This is a genomic window from Nocardioides sp. SLBN-35 (assembly GCF_006715725.1).
Lineage (GTDB): Bacteria > Actinomycetota > Actinomycetes > Propionibacteriales > Nocardioidaceae > Nocardioides.
Map to the genome: position 1 here is coordinate 3,301,262 of NZ_VFNU01000001.1, position 25,881 is coordinate 3,327,142.

At 70.4% G+C, this 25,881-nt stretch carries 21 protein-coding genes; 1 reads left to right on the forward strand and 20 read right to left on the reverse strand.

Annotated elements, in window-relative coordinates; all coding sequences use genetic code 11:
- Positions 1 to 10 precede the first annotated feature (10 nt).
- From FBY23_RS16060 to FBY23_RS16130, 15 genes are all read right to left on the reverse strand, one after another.
- The gene (locus tag FBY23_RS16060; protein WP_141799063.1) at positions 11 to 817 is read right to left on the reverse strand and encodes a shikimate dehydrogenase; all 807 of its coding nucleotides are present in this window, start codon (positions 815 to 817) and stop codon (positions 11 to 13) included.
- Positions 818 to 827: 10 nt separating this feature from the next.
- On the reverse strand, positions 828 to 1,979 hold the full coding sequence (gene mltG / locus FBY23_RS16065) for an endolytic transglycosylase MltG (RefSeq protein ID WP_141799064.1): 1,152 nt from the start codon (positions 1,977 to 1,979) through the stop codon (positions 828 to 830).
- On the reverse strand, positions 1,972 to 2,442 hold the full coding sequence (ruvX, locus tag FBY23_RS16070) for a Holliday junction resolvase RuvX (protein WP_141799065.1): 471 nt from the start codon (positions 2,440 to 2,442) through the stop codon (positions 1,972 to 1,974). Before ruvX ends, mltG begins: the two co-directional genes overlap by 8 nt.
- Positions 2,442 to 5,123, reverse strand: a complete 2,682-nt coding sequence (gene alaS, locus FBY23_RS16075; protein ID WP_141801094.1) for an alanine--tRNA ligase — start codon at positions 5,121 to 5,123, stop codon at positions 2,442 to 2,444. The genes ruvX and alaS overlap by 1 nt, the downstream gene beginning before the upstream one ends.
- A gap of 11 nt (positions 5,124 to 5,134) precedes the next feature.
- Positions 5,135 to 5,398 carry a DUF6167 family protein gene (locus tag FBY23_RS16080; protein ID WP_141799066.1) on the reverse strand — a complete coding sequence of 88 codons (264 nt, stop codon included), beginning with the start codon at positions 5,396 to 5,398 and terminating at the stop codon, positions 5,135 to 5,137.
- Entirely contained in the window at positions 5,395 to 5,949 is a 555-nt protein-coding gene (locus tag FBY23_RS16085; protein WP_141799067.1) for a hypothetical protein, read from the reverse strand. Before FBY23_RS16085 ends, FBY23_RS16080 begins: the two co-directional genes overlap by 4 nt.
- Positions 5,950 to 6,149: 200 nt before the next feature.
- Entirely contained in the window at positions 6,150 to 7,511 is a 1,362-nt protein-coding gene (locus FBY23_RS16090; protein WP_260806021.1) for a replication-associated recombination protein A, read from the reverse strand.
- A 240-nt stretch (positions 7,512 to 7,751) separates the two neighbouring features.
- Positions 7,752 to 8,858, reverse strand: coding sequence for an ABC transporter ATP-binding protein (locus FBY23_RS16095; protein WP_396954520.1), 1,107 nt, complete (start codon positions 8,856 to 8,858; stop codon positions 7,752 to 7,754).
- A gap of 131 nt (positions 8,859 to 8,989) precedes the next feature.
- Positions 8,990 to 10,081, reverse strand: a complete 1,092-nt coding sequence (locus FBY23_RS16100; protein ID WP_141799069.1) for an ABC transporter ATP-binding protein — start codon at positions 10,079 to 10,081, stop codon at positions 8,990 to 8,992.
- A 14-nt stretch (positions 10,082 to 10,095) separates the two neighbouring features.
- The gene (locus FBY23_RS16105; RefSeq protein WP_141799070.1) at positions 10,096 to 11,112 is read right to left on the reverse strand and encodes an ABC transporter permease; all 1,017 of its coding nucleotides are present in this window, start codon (positions 11,110 to 11,112) and stop codon (positions 10,096 to 10,098) included.
- A gap of 100 nt (positions 11,113 to 11,212) precedes the next feature.
- The gene (locus FBY23_RS16110; RefSeq protein WP_141799071.1) at positions 11,213 to 12,952 is read right to left on the reverse strand and encodes an ABC transporter substrate-binding protein; all 1,740 of its coding nucleotides are present in this window, start codon (positions 12,950 to 12,952) and stop codon (positions 11,213 to 11,215) included.
- 95 nt (positions 12,953 to 13,047) lie between these two features.
- On the reverse strand, positions 13,048 to 14,124 hold the full coding sequence (locus tag FBY23_RS16115) for an ABC transporter permease (RefSeq protein WP_260806023.1): 1,077 nt from the start codon (positions 14,122 to 14,124) through the stop codon (positions 13,048 to 13,050).
- A 99-nt stretch (positions 14,125 to 14,223) separates the two neighbouring features.
- Positions 14,224 to 15,993 (reverse strand): aspartate--tRNA ligase, encoded by a 1,770-nt coding sequence (gene aspS / locus FBY23_RS16120; protein WP_141799072.1) that lies wholly within the window; start codon positions 15,991 to 15,993, stop codon positions 14,224 to 14,226.
- A complete protein-coding gene (gene hisS / locus FBY23_RS16125) occupies positions 15,990 to 17,375 on the reverse strand; it encodes a histidine--tRNA ligase (protein WP_141799073.1) in 1,386 nt (461 codons plus the stop codon). The genes aspS and hisS overlap by 4 nt, the downstream gene beginning before the upstream one ends.
- A gap of 2 nt (positions 17,376 to 17,377) precedes the next feature.
- Complete coding sequence (locus FBY23_RS16130; protein ID WP_141799074.1) at positions 17,378 to 18,109, reverse strand: MBL fold metallo-hydrolase; 732 nt, start codon at positions 18,107 to 18,109, stop codon at positions 17,378 to 17,380.
- Between the two features lie 46 nt (positions 18,110 to 18,155).
- Between FBY23_RS16130 and FBY23_RS16135 the strand changes: the two genes are divergently transcribed.
- The gene (locus FBY23_RS16135) at positions 18,156 to 19,394 is read left to right on the forward strand and encodes a DUF349 domain-containing protein (protein ID WP_260806025.1); all 1,239 of its coding nucleotides are present in this window, start codon (positions 18,156 to 18,158) and stop codon (positions 19,392 to 19,394) included.
- 53 nt (positions 19,395 to 19,447) lie between these two features.
- On the opposite strand, the gene FBY23_RS16140 is transcribed toward FBY23_RS16135, so the two are convergent.
- The 5 genes from FBY23_RS16140 to yajC are packed head-to-tail and all read right to left on the reverse strand — an operon-like array spanning position 19,448 to position 25,794.
- Positions 19,448 to 21,757, reverse strand: a complete 2,310-nt coding sequence (locus FBY23_RS16140; protein ID WP_174245219.1) for a bifunctional (p)ppGpp synthetase/guanosine-3',5'-bis(diphosphate) 3'-pyrophosphohydrolase — start codon at positions 21,755 to 21,757, stop codon at positions 19,448 to 19,450.
- Between the two features lie 21 nt (positions 21,758 to 21,778).
- Positions 21,779 to 22,339 carry an adenine phosphoribosyltransferase gene (locus FBY23_RS16145; protein WP_141799075.1) on the reverse strand — a complete coding sequence of 187 codons (561 nt, stop codon included), beginning with the start codon at positions 22,337 to 22,339 and terminating at the stop codon, positions 21,779 to 21,781.
- A gap of 4 nt (positions 22,340 to 22,343) precedes the next feature.
- Positions 22,344 to 23,612, reverse strand: a complete 1,269-nt coding sequence (secF, locus tag FBY23_RS16150) for a protein translocase subunit SecF (RefSeq protein WP_141799076.1) — start codon at positions 23,610 to 23,612, stop codon at positions 22,344 to 22,346.
- On the reverse strand, positions 23,612 to 25,462 hold the full coding sequence (secD, locus tag FBY23_RS16155) for a protein translocase subunit SecD (RefSeq protein ID WP_141799077.1): 1,851 nt from the start codon (positions 25,460 to 25,462) through the stop codon (positions 23,612 to 23,614). The genes secF and secD overlap by 1 nt, the downstream gene beginning before the upstream one ends.
- A gap of 2 nt (positions 25,463 to 25,464) precedes the next feature.
- The gene (gene yajC, locus FBY23_RS26005) at positions 25,465 to 25,794 is read right to left on the reverse strand and encodes a preprotein translocase subunit YajC (RefSeq protein ID WP_160158267.1); all 330 of its coding nucleotides are present in this window, start codon (positions 25,792 to 25,794) and stop codon (positions 25,465 to 25,467) included.
- Positions 25,795 to 25,881 lie beyond the last annotated feature (87 nt).

Genomic DNA, 25,881 nt, shown 5'->3' on the forward strand with positions numbered 1-25,881 from the left:
GGCGCCGAACCTACCGAGCCGCGAGCGCGGCTTCGCCCGCCGAGCGCATGGCGTCCAGTGGCCCGTCGTGACCAGTGAACATGCCGAACTGGAGCACCGCCTGGTGGACGAGCAGGTCCAGCCCGGACACGACGGTCGCTCCGGCGGACAGGGCCGCGGCGACCAGCGGGGTGGGCCACTCGTTGTAGGTCACCTCGAAGACCACGTCCGCGGGCAGCACCCGCCCGACCAGGTCGTCGGTCTGGGCCGCGGCGGGGACGGTGGACACCAGGACGTTCCCGGCCCGGCCCACCTCGTCCAGCGGTACGACGACCACCCGGGGAGCCGACGGGTGACGCTCGATCGCCGCCACCGCAGCCGCCGCGTTGGCCGGGTTGCGGGCCGCGACGGTGATGGCACCGATCCCGAGATCGGCGAGCGCCAGGCCCACGCTCGCGGCGGTCGCGCCGCCGCCGAGCACGGTCGCCGTCGACAGGTCCCCGGCGAAGCGCTCCCGGATCGCCGCCACCGCACCCGGGACGTCGGTGTTGTCGGCGAGCCACCCGGTCGGGGTCCGCACCAGGGTGTTGGCGCCACCGGCCAGCACGGCGAGGTCGGAGACCTCGTCGGCCAGCGCCAGGGCCTCGCGCTTGAGCGGCGCGGTCACCGACAACCCCCGCCACTCGGGTCCGAGGCCGGCCACGAAACCGGCCAGCCCACCGGCCGGCACCCGCACGGCGTCGTACGTCGCCTCCAGGCCGAGCGCGGCGTACCCCGCCCGATGCAGGCTCGGCGAGAGCGAGTGGGCGACCGGGTCGCCCAGGACCGCACACCTCATCGGCACGGCATCAGCAGGCGTCGGAGGTCTTGCAGTACTCACGAAGCCGCTCGGTCGCCGCGTTGTGCTCGGCCAGCGTGGTCGAGAAGACGGTCTCGCCGGTCTTGAGGTTGACCACGACCCAGTACAGCCACGGCCCCTCTGCCGGGTGCAGCGCGGCGTCGATGGTCGCCTGGCCGGGGTTGCCGATCGGTCCCGGCGGCAGGCCGGTGTTGGCATAGGTGTTGTAGGGCGAGTCGATGTCGCGCTGCGCGGAGGTGGTCCACACCTCGCCGGAGAGCCCGTTCGCGTAGGCGACCGTGGCGTCCGACTGCAGGGCCATCCCCTTGTCGAGGCGGTTGTAGATCGCCCGCGCCACCTTCGGGTAGTCCTGGGTGCGGTTCGCCTCGAACTCCAGCATGCTCGCGACGGTCAGCACCTCGTGGGCGGTCAGGCCGAGCGCCTGTGCCTGGGCGTCGAGGCCGAGGTCGGTCATCACCGACTCCCCCTTGGCGACCATCGCGGCCAGGATCGACTGCGGGGTGTCGGCCGGGGTGATCGTGTAGGTCGCCGGGAACAGGTAGCCCTCCGGGTTGCCTCCCGCCGACGCGGGCAGGCCGAGCGCAGCCGGGTCGTCGAGCACCGCCTGGAACTGCTTGGCCTTGAAGTCGGTGCTCTTGGCGAGGATCTTGACGATGTCCGAGGTCCGCTTGCCCTCGGGGATGGTCACCGTGTCCTGGGCGATCTGCGAGGGGTCGACGAGGATCGCGACGACGTCGGCGGCCTTCATCCGGCTCTTGAGCAGGTAGGTGCCCGCCTGGATCTTGGTGGAGCGGCCGTCCTTGGCCGCGGCGTCGACGAAGGCATCGGAGGACTTCACCACGCCGAGGTCCTGCAGCTCGGCGCCCATCGAGGAGACCGACTGGCCGGGGTCGATGACGAAGGTGACCTCGCCGCTGCCCGGTCCGGCGAAGTCCTCGGGGCCGGCGAACATGTCCTTGACGTCGGCGATCGCGCCGCGCGCGAACCAGGCGACGATGCCGCAGAACAGCACCACCACGAGCAGCATCGGCAGGCAACCGCCCCGACGCCGCTTCTCGGCCCGCCGGCGGCCACCGGCCGCCGTACCGGGGAGCAGGTCGTGACCTGCGTCCTCGACCTGCTCGGGCAGCGGCTCAGTCATGCGTCTCCTCGTGCGTGGGGGTCACCAGCTCCCCCGGAGGGTTGCCGGTCGCGCGTTCTGCATCCAGCGCCTGCTGGAGGATGACGACGGCCGCGACCTGGTCGACCACGGCTCGGCGCTTCGCTCCCTTGCGCTGGTCGCGCAGCATAGCCTCCGCGGTCACGGTCGTGAGCCGCTCGTCGACCAGCCGCACCGGGACGGGCTCGATCCGCCGGGCCAGGCGTACGGCGAACTCGCGGGTCTTGAGCGCCGCCGGGCCCTCCCCGCCGCCGAGCGAGCGGGGCAGGCCCATCACGACCTCCACCGCGTTCTCCTCGGCGAGAATCTGGTGGAGGCGACGCAGGTCGCCCTTGCCGCGCCGCACCGTCTCGACCGGCGTCGCGAGCACGCCGGACGGGTCGCTGCGGGCGACGCCGATCCGCGCGTCGCCCGGGTCGACGCCGAGGCGGACGCCGTGCCTCATCAGCCTTGCGCCACCGCAGCGGTCACGGCGGCCAGCGCCTCGTCGATGCGGGACACGTCCGTTCCGCCGCCCTGCGCCATGTCGGCCTTGCCGCCGCCCTTGCCGTCGAGGAAGGGCGCCGCCGCGCGGACCAGGTCGCCGGCCGCGAGGCCGCGGGCCTGGGCCGCGTCGTTGAGCGCCGCCACGATCGCCGCCTTGCCGTCGGCCGCACCGATGAGAATCACGACCGCGGGGGCGTCGCCGGCGAGCCGGGCGCGGACGTCGGTCGCGAGGGTGCGCACGTCGCCGCCGCTCGCGCCGTCGAGGCGCTGGGCGACCAGGCGCACGCCGTTGACGTCGCTCGCGCCCTCGGCCAGCGCGGCACCGCCGGACAGCAGCTGGGCGAGACGGATCCTCTCGATCTCCTTCTCGCTCTGCTTGAGCCGCTCGACGAGGTCGCCGACCCGGCCCACGATGTCGCCGGGCTGGGTCTTGAGCAGCGTGGAGAGCTGGCCGACCACGTCGCGCTCGCGGGCGAGGTAGTCGAAGCCCTCGACGCCGGTCAGCGCCTCGATGCGGCGGTTGCCGGAGCCGACGGAGGCCTCGCTGGTGACCACGATGGTGCCGACCTGGCTGGAGTGGTCGACGTGCGTGCCGCCGCACAGCTCACGCGACCACGGGCCGCCGATCTCGACCACGCGGACTGATCGGTCGTCGTACGTCTCACCGAAGAGGGCGATCGCGCCCCAGTCCTTGGCCTCGCCGAGGGTCATGTACTGCCAGGCGACGGGCAGGTCGGCGCGCAGCGCGTTGTTGGAGACCTGCTCGATCTCGCGGACCTGCTCGGGCGAGAGCGCATTGAGCCACCCGAAGTCGAGGCGCAGGTAGCCGGGCCGGTTGTAGGAGCCGGACTGCAGGGCGGTGGGCCCGAGCACCTCGCGCAGCGCGGCGTGCACGATGTGGGTCCCGGAGTGCGCCTGGCGGGCGCCGATGCGCCACTGCGGGTCGACCTTGGCGTGAAGCAGCCGGGCGTCGGCGGGCAGCTCGCCGTCGACGACGCGGACCTGATGGACCACGAGGCCGCGGACCGGACGCTGGACGTCGAGCACCTCGACGGCGCCGCCCTCGAACTCGATGACTCCGGCGTCGGCGACCTGGCCGCCGGACTCGGCGTAGAACGGGGTGCGGTCGAGGACCAGCTCACCGATCTCGCCGCCGGTGAGCACGGGTACGGCGGCGCCCTCGCGCAGCAGCGCCAGCGGCTTCGACTCGGTCTCGAGGGTCTCGTAGGCGAGCCACTCGGTCGGGCCGTTGGCGTCGAGGATGGCGCGGTAGACGCCGGTGTCGGCGTGCTGGCCCTTCTTGGCGCGCGCGTCGGCCTTGGCCCGCTCGCGCTGCTCGGCCATCAGCTGGCGGAAGCCCGGCTCGTCGACGCTCAGGCCGGCCTCGGCGGCCATCTCGAGGGTCAGGTCGATCGGGAAGCCGTAGGTGTCGTGGAGCGCGAACGCCTTGTCACCGGGGATGGTGGTGGCGCCGGACTGCTTCACGTCGCCGGCGGCGAGGTCGAAGATCTGGGTGCCGGCCTGGAGGGTCTTGCGGAACGCCTCCTCCTCGGCGTAGGCGACCTGGGCGATCCGGTCCCAGCCGGTGACCAGCTCGGGGTAGCTCTCCCCCATCTTGTCGCGCGAGACCGGCAGCAGCTCGGGCAGCGACGGGTCCTGGTAGCCGAGCAGGCGCATGTTGCGCACCGCGCGGCGCAGCAGGCGGCGCAGCACGTAGCCGCGGCCCTCGTTGCCGGGCGTGACGCCGTCGCCGATGAGCATCAGCGAGCTGCGCACGTGGTCGGCGACCACGCGGAAGCGGACGTCGTCGACGTGCGCGTCGGCGCCGCTGGCGCCGTACTTCTTCCCGGAGAGGTCCATCGCCTTCTCGATGACGGGGAAGATCGTGTCGATCTCGTACATGTTGTGCTTGTCCTGGAGCAGGTACGCGACCCGCTCGAGGCCCATGCCGGTGTCGATGTTCTTGCTGGGCAGCGGGCCGGCGATGTCGAAGTCGTCCTTCGCCCGGACGGCGCTGAGCTCCTCCTGCATGAAGACCAGGTTCCAGATCTCCAGGAACCGGTCCTCGTCGGCCTCGGGACCGCCGTCGGGCCCGAACTCGGGGCCACGGTCGATGTAGATCTCGCTGCACGGGCCGCCGGGACCGGGCACGCCCATGTTCCAGTAGTTGTCCTTGAGCCCGCGCGGCTGGATCCGCTCGTCGGGCAGCCCCGCGATCCGCTTCCAGGCGTCGCGCGCCTCGTCGTCGTCGGGAAGCACGGTGACCCAGATCTTGTCGGGGTCGAAGCCGAAGCCGCCGTCGGCCTGGGCGTGGGTGATCAGCTCCCATGCGAACTGGACGGCACCCTCCTTGAAGTAGTCGCCGAAGGAGAAGTTGCCGTTCATCTGGAAGAACGTGCCGTGGCGGGTGGTCTTGCCGACCTCCTCGATGTCCAGGGTCCGCACGCACTTCTGGACGCTGGTCGCGCGCTGGAACGGCGGCGTCTCCTGGCCCAGGAAGTAGGGCTTGAACGGCACCATGCCGGCGTTGACGAAGAGCAGGTTGGGGTCGTCGAGCAGCAGCGAGGCCGACGGTACGACGGTGTGGCCGCGCGCCTCGAAGTGGGCGAGGAACCGGTTGCGGATCTCCGCGCTGCTCAGGTACTGCTCGCTCAACGGGTGCCTTCCTTGCTGGGCTGGGGTTTCATCAGTTGGGGCGGACCAGCGTCGGCGCCGTCGAAGCGCTGTCGCAAGTGGATTTCGGCCGCGGCCTGGCCGCGGGCGACCTCCTCGCCGAACATCCGGGCGCCGAGCACGGCCGCGCCGATGCGGTCTCGCATGCCGTCGGGGGTGAACGCCTCGGCGAGGCGGCGGACGCGGACCATGCCGTAGACGCCGGCAGCCGCACCCGCCGCGAACCAGACCGTGCCCTTCACGAGGACACCTCGACGTCGGGGCGCAGGGTCGCGCGCTGGCGCGACTCCAGGTCACGGCGGGCGGCCCTGAGCATCAGGCGGCGCTCCTTGCGCGAGCGCTTGACCTCGCGCCTCATCTCGAACCGGATCCGGTTGCGCACCTCGGGCGACAGGGCCCGGCGCAGCCCCGCGGCGAGCGCTGCGGTCTTGATGACGCTCTCGCGCAGCACGATGTCGGCGAACATCGGCGCGGGTACGACGCGGGCCGGGACCCGAGGGCCGTGCTCCTGTCCGAGGTCGGTGATGACGTACTCGCGGTCGTCGACCACGGCGACCGGCGTCCGCTCCCGGCGCGTGGCACGCTCCTGCCCGGCTGCCAGCTCGGCCTCGATGCCGGCCAGCTGCTGGCGCAGCGCGTCGGCGTCCTGCGCGGCCGCGGCGAGCAGCGCCTCGGTGTGGCTGCGTGCCTGGCGCACGGACCGGGACAGCCGGTACGCCGCGACGCCGAGCGCCACGACGGCGACGAGGGTCACCACGACCAGCCAGGTCGGGACGGCGAGCTCGGAGGTCACGACGGACAAGCCTAGTGGTTGCCGCCAGAAGTTGTTCGTCGGCGACCCGGGTCTGAACGGAGTGGCCCCCGGGTGCGTGCACGGCAAGGCGGCGGAGCGAAGTCGTACCGGGTCGTCCAACGAGCGACGCCAACGCCGCCAGGCGCGTGCCCGGGGTGCGGGGCGCCCGAAGAGCTTCTGGTGGCGACCACTATTTGCCGCTATTTGCCGCGGATGATCCGGCGTACCCGCTCCCACCGCTGCTTGACCGCGGCCTCCGCGCCGAGCTCGGTCGGGCGGTAGTAGGCGGCGTCGAGGACGACGTCGGGGGCGTACTGCTGCTCGGCGACACCGAACGGGGCGTCATGGCTGTAGACGTATCCCTGGCCGTGGCCCAGCGACTTGGCGCCGGCGTAGTGGGCGTCGCGAAGGTGGGGTGGGACCTGGCCGATCTTGCCGGCCCGGACGTCGGCGACGGCCTCGAAGATCGCGGTGGTCACGGCGTTGGACTTGGGCGCGACGGCGAGCGCGATGGTGGCGTGGGCCAGCGTCAGCTGGGCCTCGGGCATGCCGATCAGCTGGACCGTCTGGGCGGCGGCGACCGCGGTGGTGAGCGCGGTCGGATCGGCCAGGCCGATGTCCTCGCTGGCCAGGATCATCAGGCGGCGGGCGATGAACCGGGGGTCCTCCCCCGCCTCGATCATCCGCGCGAGGTAGTGCAGGGCGGCGTCGGCGTCGGAGCCGCGGACCGACTTGATGAAGGCGCTGACCACGTCGTAGTGCTGGTCACCGTCGCGGTCGTAGCGCACCGCCGCCTGGTCGGCCGCGGTCTCGGCGGTCTCGACGTCGATGGTGGCGCTGCCCTTGCTCCTCGCCGCCCCCGCCGCGGCTTCGAGGTAGGTCAGCGAGCGGCGGGCGTCGCCGCCCGCGAGGCGCACGATGTGCTCGCGGGCCGCGTCCTCGAGCACCAGCTCGCCGTCGAGACCACGCTCGTCGGCGACCGCCTGGTCGAGGACGGCGGCGATGTCGTCGTCGGTCAGCGACTGCAGGCGCAGCAGCAGGCTGCGTGAGAGCAGCGGCGAGATCACGCTGAACGACGGGTTCTCCGTGGTCGCCGCGACCAGGGTCACCCAGCGGTTCTCGACACCGGGCAGCAGGGCGTCCTGTTGGGCCTTGCTGAACCGGTGGACCTCGTCGACGAAGAGGACGGTCTCCTCCCCCGTCGCCACCAGCTGGCGCCGAGCGGAGTCGATCGCCGCCCGGACCTCCTTGACGCCGGCGGACACGGCTGAGACCTCGACGAAGCGCCGCCCGGTCTGCTGGCTGATGATCGAGGCGATCGTGGTCTTGCCGGTGCCGGGTGGCCCCCACAGCAGCAGTGAGAGCGACTGGTCGCCCTCGACCAGCTGCCGCAGCGGCGAGCCGGGCGCGCGCAGCTGCTCCTGGCCGACCAGCTCCTCGAGGGTGCGCGGACGCATCCGCACCGCCAACGGGGCAGAGGAGTGGGTGGCGTCGGCGAGCGAGCCGCCCGACGTCGCCCCACGGGACCCGGGCGTGTCGAACAGCTGCGGCTCGTCATCCACGTCGACCAACCCTAGTCACAGCCCCGGCGACACCCGTCGTACGGGAGGCTCGGGGATGTCGGCTGATCGGGAGACCCGCCATTGCGGCGGGTCGTCTTCTGTTGCGGTTTGGTCCCAAACCGCAACAATTCGGCCCCGCTGGCTGTGGTCTTTGCCCAATCGGCGACTGGTCTGACCACCCACCACAGCCCGTGCCAACAGCCACGACTCGCGCGACGCCAGCACCCCAGCTGGTCGGCGTCAGGCGCGGCCGATCGACTTGTTGTCGAGGTCGAACCAGGTGTCGGCGTACCCGGGCTGCTCGACCAGGTCCGTGCTCGGGCTGGCACCCGGGTCGGGACGACCCTCGGCGTCGACGCCGAGCAGGCCGGCGGTCAGCGGCTCGTGGGGCGCCTGGCCCAGGCGACCCGGGAAGTGGCAGGCGACCTTGTGCTTGCGACCGATCTGGAGCAGCGGCGGCTCGTGCCGGGCACAGATCTCCTGGGCGATCGGGCAGCGGGTGCGGAAGCGGCAGCCCGAGGGCGGGTTGATCGGGCTCGGGACGTCGCCCTGCAGCCGGATCCGCTCGATCCGGCCGCCCGTGGCGGCCTGCTTGACGTCGGGGACGGCCGACAGGAGCGCCTGGGTGTAGGGGTGGTGGGCGTTGTTGTAGATGGAGTCCCGGTCGCCGATCTCGACGATCTTGCCGAGGTACATGACCGCGATCTCGGGGCAGAAGTGCCGCACGATGGCGAGGTCGTGTGCGATGAAGAGGAACGCGACCCCAAACTCCTTCTGGATGTCCTGGAGCAGGTTGATGACCTGCGCCTGGATCGACACGTCCAGCGCGGAGACCGGCTCGTCGGCGACGAGGAGCTTGGGCTGCAGGGTCAGGGCGCGGGCGATGCCGATGCGCTGGCGCTGGCCGCCGGAGAACTCGTGGGGGTAGCGGTTGTAGTGCTCCGGGTTGAGGCCGACGATCTCGAGCAGCTCCTGCACGCGCGGCAGGATCTTGTCCTTGGGAAGCACCTTGTGGATCGCCAGCGGCGCACCGACGATCGAGCCGACCGTCTGTCGCGGGTTCAGCGAGGTGTACGGGTCCTGGAAGATCATCTGGATCTCGCGGCGCAGCGGCTTGAGCTCGGCAGGGCCCGCCTGGGCGATGTCCTGGCCCTCGAACCGGATCGCACCGGCCGTGGGCTTGTAGAGGCGGGTGATCAGGCGACCGGTCGTCGACTTGCCACAGCCCGACTCGCCGACCAGGCCGAGCGAGGTGGCCTCGGCGACCTGGAAGGAGACGCCGTCGACGGCCTGGACCTGGCCGACGGTACGGCGGATCAGGCCGGGCGACTTGACCGGGAAGTACATCCGCAGCTGGTCGACCTCGAGGATCGGCTTGGCATCGGCGGGCGCGACGGCGGCGCCGTGGCCCTCGACCCGCGCCACGGGCGCTGCGTCCTCGGGCTCCTGGCTGCCCACGTTGATCGTGTCGTTCGTCATCACAGCTCCTCGGCCAGGTCCGGTGCGATGACCGGCAGCACCTCGGCCGCGTAGATCGCGTCAGGGTTGGGCAGGTGGCAGCGCTTGGTGTGGATCTCGCCGCGCTGGCCGGGCACGAGCAGGGGCAGCTCGGTGCGGCACAGGTCGCCGGGCACCTTGTCGCGGTGCGGGCACCGCGGGTGGAAGGCGCACCCGGAGGGCGGGTTGAGCAGGCTGGGCGGGTTGCCCGGGATCGGGATCAGCCGCGCCTCGGTGTCGCCGGACAGGTCCGGGACGCTGGAGAGCAGGCCCCACGTGTAGGGCATCTCCGGGTGCGTGAGGATCTCCTTGCACGGACCGTGCTCGACCGCGCGGCCGGCGTACATCACCAGGACGTCGTCGGCCATCTCCGCCACGACGCCGAGGTCGTGGGTGATGATGATGATCGCCGAGTTGAACTCGCGCTGCAGGTCCTGCAGCAGGTCGAGGATCTGCGCCTGGACCGTCACGTCGAGCGCCGTGGTGGGCTCGTCGGCGATGAGCAGGTTGGGGTCGTTGATCAGCCCCATCGCGATCATCGCGCGCTGGCGCATGCCGCCGGAGAACTGGTGCGGGTAGTCGTTGACCCGCTTGTCGGGGTTGGGGATGCCGACCCGGTCGAGCATCTCGACGGCGCGCTGCTTGGCGACCTTCTTCGACACGTCGTGGTGCACCCGGTACGCCTCGGCGATCTGGTTGCCGACGGTGTAGTAGGGGTGCATCGCCGACAGCGGGTCCTGGAAGATCATCGAGACCTCGCGGCCGCGCTTCTTGCGCATCTCCTCGGCGCTGATGTCGAGGAGGTTGACGCCGTCGAGCACGATCTCGCCGCTCAGCTTGGCGTTGGTGCCGCGGTGCAGCCCCATGATCGCCATGCTGGACACGGACTTGCCGGATCCCGACTCGCCGACGATGCCGAGCGTCTTGCCGCGGTCGAGGTCGAAGGTCAGGCCGTTGACGGCCTTGACCAGGCCGTCCTGGGTCGGGAAGTGGACCTGCAGCTCGTTGACCGAGAGCAGCGGCGCGGAGGCCGTTTCCGTCGTGGTGAGCGGGGACGGGGAGGTGGTGGACATTCCGGGAGTTCCTCTCAGCCCAGCCGCACGCGCGGGTCGATGACGGCGTACAACAGGTCCACGATGATGTTGGCCAGGATCACGAAGGCCGCCAGCAGGACGACCAGGCCGACGGTCGTCGGCAGGTCGAAGTCCGAGCTCGCGCGCACGGCCAGCTTGCCCATGCCTGGGTAGTTGAAGACCGACTCGGTGATGATCGCGCCGCCCATCAGGCCGGCGAAGTCCAGGCCCGCCATGGTCACGATCGGGGTCAGGGCCGCACGCAGGGCGTGCTTGTAGGTCACGGTGCGCTCCGGCAGGCCCTTGGACCGTGCCGTGCGGACGTAGTCCTCCTGGAAGGACTCGATCACGTAGGACCGGGTCATGCGGACGTAGGCCGCCATGAAGAACAGGGCAAGGGTGATCGCGGGCAGCGTCAGGCTGGAGAGCCAGCCACCGACGCCTCCTTCGGCGATCGAGGTGTAGCGCGGGATCTCGGTGAGCCCCCACTTGATCGCGACGAACTTGTAGAGCACGAGCCCGACGAAGAACGTCGGGAAGGCATAGGCGATCAGGGACAGGCCGACCAGGCCGCGGTCGATGATGGAGCCCTTCTTCAGGGCCGCTGTGACTCCCAGCAGCACGCCGCCGACCATCCAGAGGATGAAGGCGGAGACCGCCAGGGAGAAGGACACCGGGAAGGTGTCCTTGATCAGGTTGGTGACGGTGTCACCGCGCTCGCGGGAGTAGCCGAGGCACGGAGCGTCGCAGTGGACGATGGTCTCCGGCGCCGTCTCGCGCAGCTTGGGGTCGTCGGGGTAGTCGCGCCCCTGGACGACGCCCTTCGCGAAGTCCACCCACTGGTTGGCGAACGAGTCGTCGTAGCCCATGGCGGCGGCCGTCTGCTTCTTCTGGGCGGCCGAGCAGTTCTTGCCGCAGATGAAGGACGCCTGGTCGATCGGGGAGGCGAAGAACAGGGCGAAGGTGACGATGCTCATCACGATGAGCATGATCACGCCGGCGAAGAGCCGACGGATGACGTACGCGAGCACAGCAGACCTCAGTGTGGGAGGAGACGACCGGTGGGCACCGACAGTCGGGGGCCGTCTTGGGGACGACCCCCGACTGTCATGTGGTGTGTTTAGCGGAGATTCACTTCGCCACGCCGAGGACGGCGAGGTCGGCGTAGCCGTTCACCGAGACGTTGTTCTCGTAGCCGGTGATCTTGCCACCGTGGACGAAGTTGAAGATCGTGATCTCCAGCGGGATGTAGGCGACGTCCTGACCCAGCTTGGCGTCGACAGCGGCCCACTTGTCAGCGGCGGCGTCGAGGTCGGGCTCGGCGTAGGCGTCGTCGATCATCTGGTTGACCTCGGGGCCACCCTTGTAGTTGCCGTAGTCGTTGCCGTTCGAGTCACCGGTCAGGTTGATCCGGCTGTCGAAGAGCGGCGGGATGACGGTGCCGGCGGACGACCAGTCAGCACCCCAACCACCCCAGGTGACGTCGAAGTCGGCGTCCGGCTTCTGGATCACGGAGTAGTAGGTGTCCTCCAGCGGGTCGAGCTCGGTCTGGAAGCCGGCCGCGTCCCAGCCGGCCTTCAGAGCGGAGGCCTGCTTGTCGGAGGTGGGGGTGCCACCCGAGTAGGTGAACTTGATCTTCACCGGCTTCGGGGCAGCGCACTTGTCGAGCGCGGCCTTGGCAGCGGTCTGGTCACCGGACTCGCCCATGGCCTCGAACGCCGGGTTCGACTTGTAGCCGGGGACACCCGGGTTGATGACGGAGTCGGCGGCCTTGAAGTACTCGGGGCCACCGCCGGCCTTGATCCACGCCGCGCGGTCGGTCGCGAGCTTGAGCGCCTCACGGCAGTTCGCGTCCTTGAAGACCGGCGAGTTGAAGTTCGGCAGCACGTAGTCGACGTACGGCGACTCGACCTGGGTGTAGCGGTCCCCGGCCTCGTCCTTGCGGGTGAAGAGGGCCGGCGGGAGACGACGCTCGGTCACGGAGTACTGCGCGTCACCGGAGTCGGCGAGCAGCTGCTCGTAGATCGCCTCGTCGGTGTCACCCTCGCGGAAGTCCCAGGTGTCCGGGTAGGCCTTGCGGATCGTGTCCGTGGACGCGTCCCAGTTCTCGTTGCGGACGAACTTGCCGCCGGTGCCCTCCTTCCAGGTGCCGTCGAGCTTGTAGGGACCGTTGGAGATGATCACGAAGTTGTTCGCGTCACCCTTGTCGAGGTCCTCGCGGTACGGGTCCATGTAGCGCAGCTGCGCGATGGAGTTCGCGAAGTCCGGCCACGCCTTCTTGAACCGGTACGTGATCGTCTTGCCGTCGCAGGTGACGGCCTTGTCGTAGAGGTCCTGGCCCTTCTTGGTGTAGGGGCCCTTGTACTGCGGCAGGCCGTCGTCACCGGTCGGGATGTCCAGGTAGGTGAACAGGTAGTTGGCGGGACCACCGATGATCACGTCGGTCGCGAAGTTGCGCGACGCGCCGTACTTGAAGTCCTCACAGGTGATGTCCTTGCCGTCCTCCCACTTCACGCCGTCCTTGACGGTGAAGCTCCAGGACTTGCCGCCGTCGGTCGTGGTGCCGGTGTCGGTCGCCAGGTCCGGGACGGGCGTGGTGCCCTCGACCGGGTCGTTGGAGGCGGGCAGCGCCACCAGGCTGCGGTAGAACAGCCGGCCCGAGTTGTTGAGGTCACGGCCGATGTACATGCGCTGGGGGTCCCAGTGCTCGACGTTGCGGACACCGACGAGGAAGATGGCGTTGCCACCCTTCTCGGCCTTGCCCCCGCTGCTCCCGCTGTTGTCGCCGTCGTCACTGCCACCGCCGCACGCGGCGAGTGTCGCCGCGAGCGCTGTGGCAGCCACGGCAGCCAATGGCTTCTTGAAGGCCATCCAACTATCTCCTTTTCGGTAGTGACGCCGGCTCGGCCGGCGCCGCGATGCTCCGGGTCCCGTGTGATGTCGGCGGAGCACCGGGTCCTTTGTTGTTATCGGTGCGACTTGGGGTCGAGCGCGTCGCGGGCGCCGTCACCGACGAGGTTGAACACCACGACGATGAGGGCCAGCAGGGCACCCGGCAGGAAGAAGTACGTCGGGTCGGCGCTGGTGTAGCTGACCGAGTCGGCGAGGATGTTGCCCAGCGTCGGGGTCGGCGGCTTGATGCCGACGCCCAGGAAGTTGAACGCGGCCTCTGCGGAGATGTAGGCCGGCACGAGCAGCGTCACGTAGACCAGGACGGGCGCCCACACGTTGGGCAGCACCTCCTTGAAGTACAGCCGGCGGCGCGACGCACCCAGCAGGCGGGCGGCCTCGATGAACTCGCGCTCGCGGATCGAGAGCACCTGGCCGCGGACCACGCGGGCCACCGGCGGCCAGCCGAAGGCCGCGAGGATGACGATGACGAAGGCACCGTTGGCGAGGTCGGGGTTGCTGAAGAAGCCGAGCCCCGGGAAGTCGGACACGTCGCCGCGGATCATCACGACCACCGGGCCGGACAGGGCCAGCAGCATCAGGGTCTGCGGGAACGACAGCGTCAGGTCGATGATCCGGCCCACGACCGCGTCGACGAAGCCGCCGGAGAAGCCGGCGACGATGCCGAGGATCGCACCGATGACGACGGTGATGATCGTGCCGGTCAGCGCGATGGTGAGCGAGGACGTGATCGCCAGCATCAGGCGGGCGAGCAGGTCGCGGCCCAGGCCGGGGTCGACACCGAAGGGGTGGCTCCACGAGATCCCGCCGAAGGCGCCCTCGGGCACCACGCCGTCAGCCGACAGGAGGTTCTGGTGCTGCTCGTTGGGCGCCAGCACGCCGAGGGCCACCAGGATCGGCGCCGCGATCGCGCAGATGATGATGAACGCCGTCAGCACGAAGGAGATCATCGACAGCTTGTCGGCCCGGAACCGGGCGATGGCCAGCTGGGTGGGTGACCGGCCGGCCACCGAGACGACTGCGTCGTCCTCGACCGGGGTCTCGGTCTCGTGGATCTCCAGTTCGGAGCCCGGGATCGTCATCTTCACCTCGTCGCCGTGCGTCACGGATGCGACGCGGGCCACATCGGCCACGCGCCGTCCGTGACACTAGGCGCACCAGGTGCGTCAAGGCGATAGCGACGCGGTAACGGTTTGGTCTCGACGCCCGGCAAACCGTCCGGCGGAGGGGCCTCAGCCCTTGTTTTCCTCCGTCGGACGGGCATCCACACCGGCTTCCTTCCGCTGCTCCCGCGTGATCGGCGCGGGAGCGGCGGTCAACGGGTCGTAGCCGCCACCGGTCTTCGGGAAGGCGATGACGTCGCGGATGGAGTCCGTGCCGGCCAGCAGAGCGACCACCCGATCCCAGCCGAACGCGATGCCGCCGTGCGGGGGCGCGCCGAACTTGAACGCCTCGAGCAGGAAGCCGAACTTCTCCTCGGCCTCGGCCTCGCCGATCCCCATCACCTCGAAGACCCGCTTCTGGATGTCCTCGCGGTGGATACGGATCGAGCCGCCGCCGATCTCGTTGCCGTTGCAGACGATGTCGTAGGCCCACGCCAGCGCGTTGCCGGGGTCGGTGTCGAAGGCCTCGAGGTCCTGCGGGCTGGTGAAGGCGTGGTGGACGGCGGTCCACGCTCCTCCGCCGACCGCGACGTCACCGGCGGCGGTGGCCTCGTCGGCGGGCTCGAACAGCGGCGCGTCGACGACCCACAGGAAGCTCCACGCGTCCTCGTCGAGCAGGCCGCCTCGGCGGCCGATCTCGAGCCGGGCGGCGCCGAGCAGGGCACGGCTGGACTTCACCGCACCCGCCGCGAAGAAGATGCAGTCGCCGGGCTGCGCGCCGACGTGGGCGGCCAGGCCGGCCTTCTCCTCGTCGGTGATGTTCTTGGCCACCGGACCGCCGAGCTCGCCGTCCTCCTGGACCAGGACGTACGCCAGGCCCTTGGCACCGCGCTGCTTGGCCCACTCCTGCCAGGCGTCGAGCTGCTTGCGGGGCTGGCTCGCGCCGCCCGGCATCACCACGGCACCGACGTACGGCGCCTGGAAGACGCGGAACGGGGTGTCCTTGAAGTAGTCGGTGCACTCGACGAGCTCGAGGCCCATCCGCAGGTCGGGCTTGTCGGAGCCGTAGCGGGCCATCGCGTCGGCGTACGTCATCCGCGGCAGGGGTAGCGGGACGTCGTAGCCGATCAGCTTCCACAGCGCTGCGACGATCTGCTCGCCGAGGGCGATCACGTCGTCCTGGGTCACGAAGCTCATCTCGATGTCGAGCTGGGTGAACTCGGGCTGGCGGTCGGCGCGGAAGTCCTCGTCGCGGTAGCAGCGCGCGATCTGGTAGTAGCGCTCCATGCCGGCGACCATGAGCAGCTGCTTGAACAGCTGGGGGCTCTGCGGCAGGGCGTACCAGCTGCCGGGCTGCAGGCGCGCGGGCACCAGGAAGTCGCGGGCGCCCTCGGGGGTGCTGCGCGTCAGCGTCGGCGTCTCGATCTCGACGAAGTCGTGGCCGGCCAGCACGTCGCGGGCGGCCTTGTTGACGTTGCTGCGCAACCGGATCGCGCTGCCCGGGGCGCTGCGCCGCAGGTCGAGGTAGCGGTGCTTGAGGCGCACCTCCTCCCCCACGTCGACGTGGTCGCTGATCGGGAACGGCAGCGGCGCGGCGGCGCTGAGCACCTCGACGTCGCTCGCGACGACCTCGTAGTGGCCGGTCGGCAGGTTGGGGTTGATGTTGCCCTCGGTGCGCTCGACCACCTCACCGGTGACCTTCAGGCAGAACTCGCTGCGCAGCGGGTGCGCCACCTCGGGGTCGCGGATGACGACCTGGACCACGCCCGAGGCGTCGCGCAGGTCGATGAAGGCCACACCGCCGTGATCGCGCCGGTTGGCCACCCACCCGGTGAGGGTGACGGTCTTGCCGACGTTCGCAGGCACGGTCAGGTCGCCGGCGACATGGGTGCGGATCACTTGGATTCCCCTTCATCGATGGTGATGACCTGCGGTCGCAGGTCCTCGGTCGGAGGCTGCCACGTCGCCGGATCGGCGGCGACCTGGTTTCCGGAGCGGATGTCCTTGACCTCGCTCGTGCCGTCGGCCTGGCGGAACCAGACGTACGGGATGCCGCGCCGCTCGGCGTGGCGGATCTGCTTGCCGAACTTCGCGGCGGTGGGCGCGACCTCGCACGAGATGGCGCGGGCTCGCAGGGCGGTGGCGATCTCGTCGGCGTCGGCGCGGGACTCCTCGTCGGTGACCGCGACCAGGACCACGCTCGGCACGGAGCGGTCGGCGGTGAGAGCCCCGCGCTGGACGAGCGTCACGAGGAGCCGGCTGAGGCCGAGCGAGATGCCGACGCCGGGGTAGGTCGTACGCCCGTCGGAGGCGAGGGCGTCGTACCGGCCCCCGGAGCAGATCGAGCCGAGCGACTCGTAGCCGTCGAGGCGGGTCTCGAAGACGGTGCCGGTGTAGTAGTCCAGTCCCCGGGCGATGGACAGGTCGGCCTCGATGCGGGCGCGGTCGGTGGCGAGCGGCGCGCAGGCGCGGACCAGGGTGGCGAGCTCGTCGAGGCCCTCGTCGAGCAGCTCGTGGCTGACGCCGAGGTCGCGGACCCGCTGGACGAAGGAGTCGTCGACCGCCTTGATGGTGGCCAGGGCGAGGGCCTTGTCGGCCTGCTCCTCGCTGACTCCGGCCTCGGCCAGCAGCAGCTCGCGGACCTTGTCGGCCGGCAGCTTGTCGAGCTTGTCGACCAGGCGCATGACCTCGTCGATGCCGTCGCCCGACACGCCGAGGCCGGCGTAGAAGCCCTGGATCAGCTTGCGGTTGTTGACCTGGAGCCGGAAGCCGGGCAGACCGATCGAATCCGGGTGGGCCAGCTTGCCGAGCGCCTCGAGCATCACCCGCGCGACCTCGACGTCGTGGTGGAACGGGAGCGTGTCGCGCCCGACGATGTCGATGTCGGCCTGGGTGAACTCGCGGAAGCGGCCCTCCTGGGGCCGCTCGCCGCGCCACACCTTCTGGATCTGGTAGCGGCGGAACGGGAACTCGAGCTTGCCGGCGTTCTCGAGCACGAAGCGCGCGAAGGGGACGGTCAGGTCGAAGTGGAGCCCGATCCCCTTGTCTCTGTCACTGGCGGAGCCGTCGTCCGCTGCCTGCAAGCGCCGCAGGACGTAGACCTCCTTGGAGGTGTCGCCCTTGCGCAGCAGCTGGTCGAGCGGCTCCACGGCCCGGGTCTCGATGTTGGCGAACCCGTGCAGCTCGAAGGTTTGCGCGAGGGTCGCGATCACCTGCTGCTCGACGTAGCGCTGGGCAGGCAGGAGCTCGGGGAAGCCGCTCAGCGGCGTGGGCTTGGCCATCTCTACAGTCCTCGGGTGACGCGGCCGGCCGCGTTGTCGGTGCCGGAGTCGAGCAGGTCGAGCAGGAACGGGTTGGTGGCGCGCTCGCGGCCGATCGAGGTCTGCTCGCCGTGGCCCGGGAGCACCACGACGTCGTCGGCCAGCGGCAACACCTTGGTGGCCAGCGAGGCGAGCATCTTCGTATGGTCGCCGCCGGGCAGGTCGGTGCGGCCGATCGAGCCCTGGAAGAGCAGGTCGCCGGAGAACATGACCTCGGAGATGTCCGGGCCGCCGGATGTCCGGCCCCAGGGAGTGCGGAAGGTGACCGAGCCCTCGGTGTGGCCGGGGGTGTGGTCGACGAGGAAGCGCAGGCCCGCGAGCTCCAGGCTGGCGCCGTCGGCCAGCTCCGCGACGTCGTCGGGCTCGGTGAACTCGTAGTCGCCGCCGAGCAGCATGCCGGCCGACTCGCGCGAGATGCCCGCCATCGGGTCGGCGAGCAGGTGCCGGTCGCCCGGGTGGATCCACGCGGTGGCGTCGTACGTCCCGGCGACGGGGGTCACCGACCACATGTGGTCGATGTGGCCATGGGTCAGCAGCACGGCGACGGGCTTCAACCGGTGCTCGCGGACGACCTCCGCGACGCCGGCCGCGGCGTCCTTCCCGGGGTCGATCACGACGCACTCGGCGCCGGGTGCGGTGGCCGCGACGTAGCAGTTGGTGCCCCACGGTCCGGCGGGGAAAGCGGCGATCAGCACCGGCCCAGCCTATCGAGCGCTCCGGCTTTGATTAGCATGGGCCACTGTGACTACCTCCGACTGGGGCCGCGTCGGCGACGACGGCACCGTCTACGTGAAGACGACCGATGGCGAGCGGGCGGTCGGGCAGATGCCCGACGCGACGCCCGAGGAGGCCTTGGCCTTCTACACCAAGCGGTACGAGAACCTCTCGCTCGAGGTGGACCTGCTCCACCAACGGGTGCTGACCGGCGTGCTGTCGCCCGAGGAGGCGACGTCATCGGTCAAGCTCGTGCGCGAGCAGCTGGTCGACGTGCACGCCGTCGGGGACATCGCCGCCCTGGTCCGCAAGCTCGACGAGCTCGGGCCGGTCATCGCCACCCAGCGCGACGCCCGGCGTGCGGCCAAGGCGCAGCGGGTCGCCGACGCGCGGGCCGAGAAGGAGCGACTCGCCGGTGAGGCCGAGAAGATCGCCGCCGGGCGCGACTGGCGCAACGGCGCCAACCGGCTGCGCGAGCTCCTCGAGGAGTGGAAGAAGCTCCCCCGCATCGACAAGGCGGCCGACGACGAGCTGTGGCGGCGGTTCTCCTCGGCGCGCTCGGCGTACACGAAGGCGCGCAAGTCGCACTTCGCCGAGCAGGACGAGAAGCGCGAGGGCGCCCGGGTCATCAAGGAGCGCCTGGTCACCGAGGCCGAGGCGCTGGCGTCGTCGACCGAGTGGGGCCCGACCTCGGGCCGCTACCGCGACCTGATGCGCGACTGGAAGGCCGCCGGCCCGGCCCCCAAGGCCGTCGACGACGAGCTCTGGCGCCGCTTCCGCGGCGCTCAGGACACCTTCTTCGGCGCCCGCGACGCCGCCAACGCCGCCCTCGACACGGAGTTCGCCGCGAACGCCGTGGTCAAGGAGGAGCTGTTGGTCGAGGCCGAGGCGATCGCCGCCGCCCTGGAGTCGTCCGGGGACCTGGCGGCCGCGAAGACGGCCTTCCGCGTCGTCGCCGAGAAGTGGGACGAGGCCGGCAAGGTCCCGCGCGATCGCATCAAGGATCTCGAGGGCCGCATGCGCGCCGTCGAGCAGGTCATCCGCCGCGCCGAGGACGACCAGTGGCGTCGTACCGACCCCGAGAAGTCGGCCCGCGCCGACGACATGGTCTCCAAGCTCGAGGCCGCCATCGCCGAGGCCGAGGCCAAGCTCGACGCCGCCCGGGCGCGCGGGGACGAGAAGAAGGTCCGCGAGCTCGAGGAGAACCTCCAGGGGCGCCGGTCGTTCCTCGAGATGGCCAAGAAGGCGTCGGCCGACTTCAGCTGACCTGGCTCGGGCTGTTGCATGGATCCCCGGACATCCGGGGATCCATGCAGCTGCTACTGCGTGACCCGGTAGGCGTCGAACACACCGGGGACGGAGCGGACCGCGTTGAGCACCGTGTCGAGGTGCTTGGCATCGGCCATCTCGAAGGTGAAGCGGGACTTCGCCGTGCGGTCGCGGGAGGTCGTGAGGTTCGCCGACAGGATGTTCACGTGGGCGTCGGACAGCACCATGGTGATGTCGGACAGCAGGCGGGAGCGGTCGAGGGCCTCGACCTGGATGTTGACCAGGAAGGTCGACTGCCCGGTGGGGGCCCACTCGACGTCGACCAGCTTCTCGGGCTGGGCGAGCAGGCTGGCGGCGTTGGTGCAGTCCTTGCGGTGCACCGAGACTCCGCCGCCCTTGGTGACGAACCCGAGGATCGTGTCGGGCGGGACGGGGGTGCAGCACTTGGCGAGCTTGACCCACACGTCGGGCGAGCCGGTGACGATGACGCCGGCGTCGCCGCTCGTGGGCCGGCGGGGACGGCCGCGGCGGCCGGTGATGGTGACGGCCTCGGCGAGATCCTCCTGGGCGCCCTCGTCGCCGCCGTGGAGCTCGATGACCTTGCGTACGACGGTCTGCGCGCCGAGGTTGCCCTCGCCGACGGCGGCGTAGAGCGCGCTGACGTCGGTGAGGCGGAACGCGGACGCGACGAGGGTGAGCGAGTCGTGGGACAGCAGGCGCTTGAGGGGCAGGCCCTCCTTGCGCATCAGCTTGGCGATCTCGTCCTTGCCGCGCTCGATCGCCTCCTCGCGCCGCTCCTTCGTGAACCACTGGCGGATCTTGGAGCGGGCGCGCTGCGACTTGACGAAGTTCAGCCAGTCGCGCGACGGGCCGGCGCCCTCGGCCTTTGAGGTGAAGACCTCGACGACGTCGCCGTTCTCGAGGGTCGACTCGAGCGGCACGAGGCGGCCGTTGACCCGGGCGCCGATCGTGCGGTTGCCGACCTCGGTGTGCACGGCGTACGCGAAGTCGACCGGGGTGGAGCCGGACGGCAGCGCGATGACGTCGCCGCGCGGGGTGAACACGTAGGTCTCGGCCTGGTTGATCTCGAAGCGCAGGGACTCCAGGAACTCGCCCGGGTCCTCGACCTCGCTCTGCCAGTCGAGCAGCTGGCGCACCCAGCTCATGTCGTCGAGGTCGCCGGGCCGGTCGGTGTCGTTGCCGGCCCGCCCGTCCTCCTTGTACTTCCAGTGCGCCGCGACGCCGTACTCCGCGCGGCGGTGCATCGCGAAGGTGCGGATCTGCATCTCGACCGGCTTGCCCTGCGGGCCGATGACCGTCGTGTGCAGCGACTGGTACATGTTGAACTTCGGCATCGCGACATAGTCCTTGAACCGGCCCAGGACCGGGTTCCACCGTGAGTGGAGCACGCCGAGGACGCCGTAGCAGTCGCGGTCCTCCTCGACGAGGATGCGGATGCCGACGAGGTCGTAGATGTCGGAGAAGTCGCGGCCGCCGACGATCATCTTCTGGTAGATCGAATAGTAGTGCTTCGGCCGGCCGGTGACCGTCGCCTTGATCTTCGCCTCACGCAGGTCCTTCTCGACCTGGGAGATGACCTCGGCGAGGAAGGAGTCGCGCGACGGCGCGCGCTCGGCGACCAGGCGCACGATCTCGTCGTAGATCTTGGGGTGGAGGGTCGCGAAGGCGAGGTCCTCGAGCTCCCACTTGATGGTGTTCATGCCGAGCCGGTGGGCCAGCGGGGCGTAGATGTCGAGCGTCTCGCGGGCCTTTCGCTCCTGCGTGGACTGCTTGACGAAGCGCAGCGTGCGCATGTTGTGGAGCCGGTCGGCGAGCTTGATGACCAGCACCCGGATGTCGCGCGACATCGCGACGATCATCTTGCGGATGGTCTCGGCGTTGGCCGAGTCGCCGTAGACGACCTTGTCGAGCTTCGTGACGCCGTCGACGAGCAGCGCGACCTCGTCACCGAAGTCGCGGCGACACTCCTCGAGGGTGTACGGCGTGTCCTCGACCGTGTCGTGCAGCAGGGCGGCCACCAGGGTCGGCTCGGTCATGCCGATGCCGGCGAGGATGGTGGTCACCGCGAGCGGGTGGGTGATGTAGGGATCGCCGCTCTTGCGCTTCTGGTCGGCGTGCAGCCGCTCGGCAGTGAGGTAGGCGCGCTCCAGGAGCTGAAGGTCGGCCTTCGGGTGGTTGGCCCGCACCGCGCGGAACAACGACTCGAGGACCGGGTTGGACACCTGGCCGCGACTGCCCATCCGGGCCAGCCGGGCACGCACGCCGCGCCCGCCGCCGGGCTCGCTCGGGACCGGGGTGGGCGCTGTCGGCACCCGCGGCGTCGTGCGCTCCTCGGTCATGAGGTGAGTCTAGTGCCGCCCTCAGATCCGCTGCAGCGCGTGCACGGGAACCTCGCCGAGGGCGGTGCGCCCGTCGAGGAAGCCCAGCTCCATCAGTACGGCGAAGCCGACCGGCTCCGCGCCGCAGCGCCGGACCAGGTCGCAGGTGGCGCCCGCGGTACCGCCGGTGGCGAGCACGTCGTCAACGAGGAGTACGCGCTCCCCCGGTGCGACGGCGTCCTGGTGGAGCTCGAGCACGGCCTCGCCGTACTCGAGGGCGTAGTCGACCTGGTGGGTGTCGTGCGGCAGCTTGCCGGCCTTGCGGACCGGGGCGAAGCCGACGCCAAGGGTCAGCGCGACGGGCGCCGCGAGGATGAACCCGCGGGCCTCCATGCCGACGACCTTGTCGACGACGACCGCGCCGGTCTCGTCGCGCCCGGCCGCGGCCATCGCCTCGACGACCGCGCCGAAGCCGACCGGGTCGGCCAGCAGCGGCGTGATGTCCTTGAACACGATGCCCGGCTCCGGGAAGTCCGCGATGTCGCGGACCAGCCGGGTGAGCGCGTCGACCGCGCGCTCGCGGACGTCGTCGCGAACGCTCACCGCGCTACTTCTTGCCGCGCTTGGACCGCGTCTGGCGCACCGGCTGCTTGCGACCCGAGCTCCCGCTCTCGTTGACCGGACGGCTGTTGGTCGGGACCACGCGGCCCTTGCCGACGGCCTCCGTGTTGGGTGCCGTACGACGGGGAGCCGGCTCCTCGTCGACCTCGATCTCGAACTCCTCCTCGAGCAGCTCGTCCGGGATCTCGTCGGGGTCGCCGCCGCGACGGCCGGCGACGGGCGTGTCGTCGGTGGCGGCGGGGACCGAGGCGTAGCGGTCGGCGAGCGCGCGCTGCTTGGCCTTGGCGCGCCGCGCCTGGACCTGCATCTCGCTCTCCTGCATCTTCAGGTGGACCAGCACGCGCGGGGCGAGCATCACCGAGGAGTAGACGCCGACGCCCATGCCGACGAACTGTGCGAGCGCGAGGTCCTGCAGCGAGCTGGCACCGAGCTGGACGGCGGAGACGTAGAGGATCGCGCCGATCGGGATGAGCGCGACGATCGAGGTGTTGATCGAGCGCACCAGGGTCTGGTTGACCGCGAGGTTGGCCGCGTCGGCGTACGACTGGGTGTTCTTGCGGAGAACGGTGGTGTTCTCCTTGATCTTGTCGAACACGACGACGGTGTCGTAGAGCGAGAAGCCGAGGATCGCCAGCACACCCGTGACCGCGGCAGGCGTCACCTGGAAGCCGGACAGCGCGTAGACGCCGACGGTCAGCATGACGTCGTGGATCAGCGCGACCAGCGCGGCGACCGACATCCGCCACTCGCGGAAGTAGCCCCAGATGAACAGCACGACGAGCAGCAGGAAGATGCCGACGCCGATGGCCGCGCGCTTGGCGACCTCCTGCCCCCAGCTCGGACCGATGTCCTGGACGGACAGGTCGTTCTCTGCGACGTTCGGGAACTCGTCGTGGACCAGCGCGGCGATCTCGCCGCGCTGCTTCTCGCTGAGGTTCTCGACCTGGATCACCAGGGCGGAGTCACCCTCGGTGGTGACCGTGGGGTTCTCGGCGTTCTGGATGCCGGAGTCGGCGACCTTGGTCCGCAGGTCGTCGGCGGCCGACTGGGTGGCCTCGCCGGCGCCCACCGGCACCGAGACCGTCGTGCCACCGGTGAACTCGACGCCCATGTTGAGCGGCTTGACGAACAGCACCAGCACCGCGAGCCCGACCAGCACACCGGAGATGAGGTAGAAGAGCCACGGCTTGCCGATGAAGTTGATCGACTTGCGGCCCTGGTAGAGCTCGTTGCCGAGCCGGGACATCTTGCCCATCAGGCGTCACCTCCGGCGACGGCGGAACGACGGGGGCGGGAGGGCGTGATGTCCATGCCCAGCGTCTCCTTGCTGAGGCCGGACAGCTTGTGCCCGGAGTTGAACGCCTTGAACTGCGCGAGCCAGGACACCATCGGCTTGGTGAACCAGAACAGCACCGCGAGGTCGATGAGGGTGGTCAGGCCCAGCGCGAAGCCGAAGCCCTTCACCGCACCGGTGGCGAAGATGTAGAGCACCAGCGCCGAGAGGATCTGGACCGTGTTGGCCGCGACCCGGGTGACTCGCGCCCGGGCCCATCCGGTCTCGACCGCGACCCGCATCGACTTGCCCTCGCGCATCTCGTCACGGATGCGTTCGAAGAAGATGACGAACGAGTCGGCGGTGATGCCGACCGCGATGACCAGTCCGGCGATGCCGGGCAGGGTCAGCGTGAAGCCGGCGGTCTTGCTCAGCAGGAGCACCAGGGCGTAGGTGATCGCCGCGGCCACGAACAGCGAGCTGACGACCACCAGGCCGAGGCCGCGGTAGTAGAAGAGGCAGTAGAGCATCACCAGGATGAGGCCGATGGCGCCCGCGGTCAGGCCCGCGGAGAGCTGGTTGCCCGCCAGCGACGGGCCGATCTCCTCGACGGAGGTCTGCTTGTCGTTGAACTTGATCGGCAGCGCACCGAACTTGAGGCTGTTGGCGAGGTCGAGCGCCTCCTGCTCGGTGAAGTCACCCTCAATCTGCGAGCGACCGTCGGTGATGACGCTGTTGAGGACCGGGTAGGTCAGCACCTGGCCGTCGAGGACCACGGCGAACTGCTCGTCGGTGCCGGCGAACGCACGGGTGACGGCCTCGAAGTCCGAGGCGGCGCCCGCGGAGCCCTTCGGGTGCGCGCGGTCCTTGCTGTTGCCCATCTCGATGGCGACGACCCAGCCGACGCCGTTCTGCGGGGTCTGGGCGCTCGCGTTGTCGAGCTCGGTGCCCTCGACGACGGAGCGGCTCAGCAGGAACTTGATCGCCGGGGTGGTCTCGTCACCGTTCTTGTCCTTCTCGGGCTCCGTGCACGCCACGAGCGGCTTGTCCGGGTCGTCGACCTGGTCGGCGGGCTTACCGTCGGCGTCGACGACGACGCCCTTGGCGTCGCAGGTGTAGCTGTTGAACAGCGCGATCGCGGCCTGGTCGGGGCTGCGGGACCAGGCGATGTCGTCCTTCACGGTCCACGCCTTGCCGTCGCCGCCCGGGTCCTCGGCGGTCGGGGTGCCGGTCGCGCCGTCGGTCGGCGTACCGGACGGGGCGTCGGTGGCCGGGGCGTCTGTCGCCGTGCCCGACGCGGTGTCGGTGGCGCCGTCGGAGGCAGCGTCGGAAGGGGCGTCCGACGGGGTGTCGGTCGGGTCGTCCTCAGCGAGCGAGAGCGGAGCGCGGCCCAGGCCCATGCCGCCGGTGCTGGCACCGGACGTGTCGCACCCGGCCGGGCGGGCGTCGGAGCAGGCGACGAGGCGGAAGCGCAGCTGCGCCTGGCGCTTGACGGTCTCCTCGAGCTGGTTGCGGTTCTTGGTCTTGCCCGGGACCTCGACCACGATGTTGCGGCCGCCCTGGGTGGTGACCGCGGCCTCGGCGACACCGGAGCCGTTGACGCGCTGGTCGATGATCCGGCGGGCCTCGTCGAGGTTCTCCTTCGAGGGCGCCTTGAGCGCGGTCAGCGTGATCCGGGTGCCGCCCTGCAGGTCGAGGCCCAGCGCGGGCCGCCAGGGGGTTTCGGGGTCCTTCACGCCGGCCTGCGAGAGCGCGGTGAGGCCGTAGAGCACGGCCAGGGCGAGGAAGAAGACGATCAGGTGGCGCCCAGGGCGCGGACGGCGGGACGCCATGCTCAGCGCTCCTCTTCGTCGTCGGGACGGTCGGTCAGGTCGTGGGAGGCGGTCTCCTCGGGTGCCTCCTCGGCGTCGCGACGCACGGACGCGACCGCGCCCCGCACCACCCGGATCACCACTCCGGGCGCGAGCTCGACCTCGAGGTGGTCGTCGGCCTCTCCCGTGATGGTGCCGAAGATGCCGGACGTCAGCATCACGTCGTCGCCGACGGCGAGGGACGCCTGCAGGGAGGCGGCCTCCTTGCGCTGGCGCGAGGCGGGGCGGATGATCAGCAGCCAGAAGATGGCCGCGATCGCCACGATCGGCAGCAGGGACGCAGCGTCTTTCACAGACAAACCTCTCCAAAGGGCACGGACGGACACCGCAGGACGAAGCCGTCCCCGGGACCGCCGGTCAGTGTAGCCACGGACCCGTGG

Bases quoted from the DNA above. Each gene is read 5' to 3' on its own strand.
- mltG (WP_141799064.1), bottom strand. From the start codon at position 1,979: ATGACTGAGCCGCTGCCCGAGCAGGTCGAGGACGCAGGTCACGACCTG.
- FBY23_RS16060 (WP_141799063.1), bottom strand. From the start codon at position 817: ATGAGGTGTGCGGTCCTGGGCGACCCGGTCGCCCACTCGCTCTCGCCG.
- FBY23_RS16095 (WP_396954520.1), bottom strand. From the start codon at position 8,858: ATGTACTTCCCGGTCAAGTCGCCCGGCCTGATCCGCCGTACCGTCGGC.
- FBY23_RS16110 (WP_141799071.1), bottom strand. From the start codon at position 12,952: ATGGCCTTCAAGAAGCCATTGGCTGCCGTGGCTGCCACAGCGCTCGCG.
- secF (WP_141799076.1), bottom strand. From the start codon at position 23,612: ATGGGCAAGATGTCCCGGCTCGGCAACGAGCTCTACCAGGGCCGCAAG.
- secD (WP_141799077.1), bottom strand. From the start codon at position 25,462: ATGGCGTCCCGCCGTCCGCGCCCTGGGCGCCACCTGATCGTCTTCTTC.
- ruvX (WP_141799065.1), bottom strand. From the start codon at position 2,442: ATGAGGCACGGCGTCCGCCTCGGCGTCGACCCGGGCGACGCGCGGATC.
- FBY23_RS16140 (WP_174245219.1), bottom strand. From the start codon at position 21,757: ATGACCGAGGAGCGCACGACGCCGCGGGTGCCGACAGCGCCCACCCCG.
- FBY23_RS16100 (WP_141799069.1), bottom strand. From the start codon at position 10,081: ATGTCCACCACCTCCCCGTCCCCGCTCACCACGACGGAAACGGCCTCC.
- hisS (WP_141799073.1), bottom strand. From the start codon at position 17,375: ATGGCCAAGCCCACGCCGCTGAGCGGCTTCCCCGAGCTCCTGCCTGCC.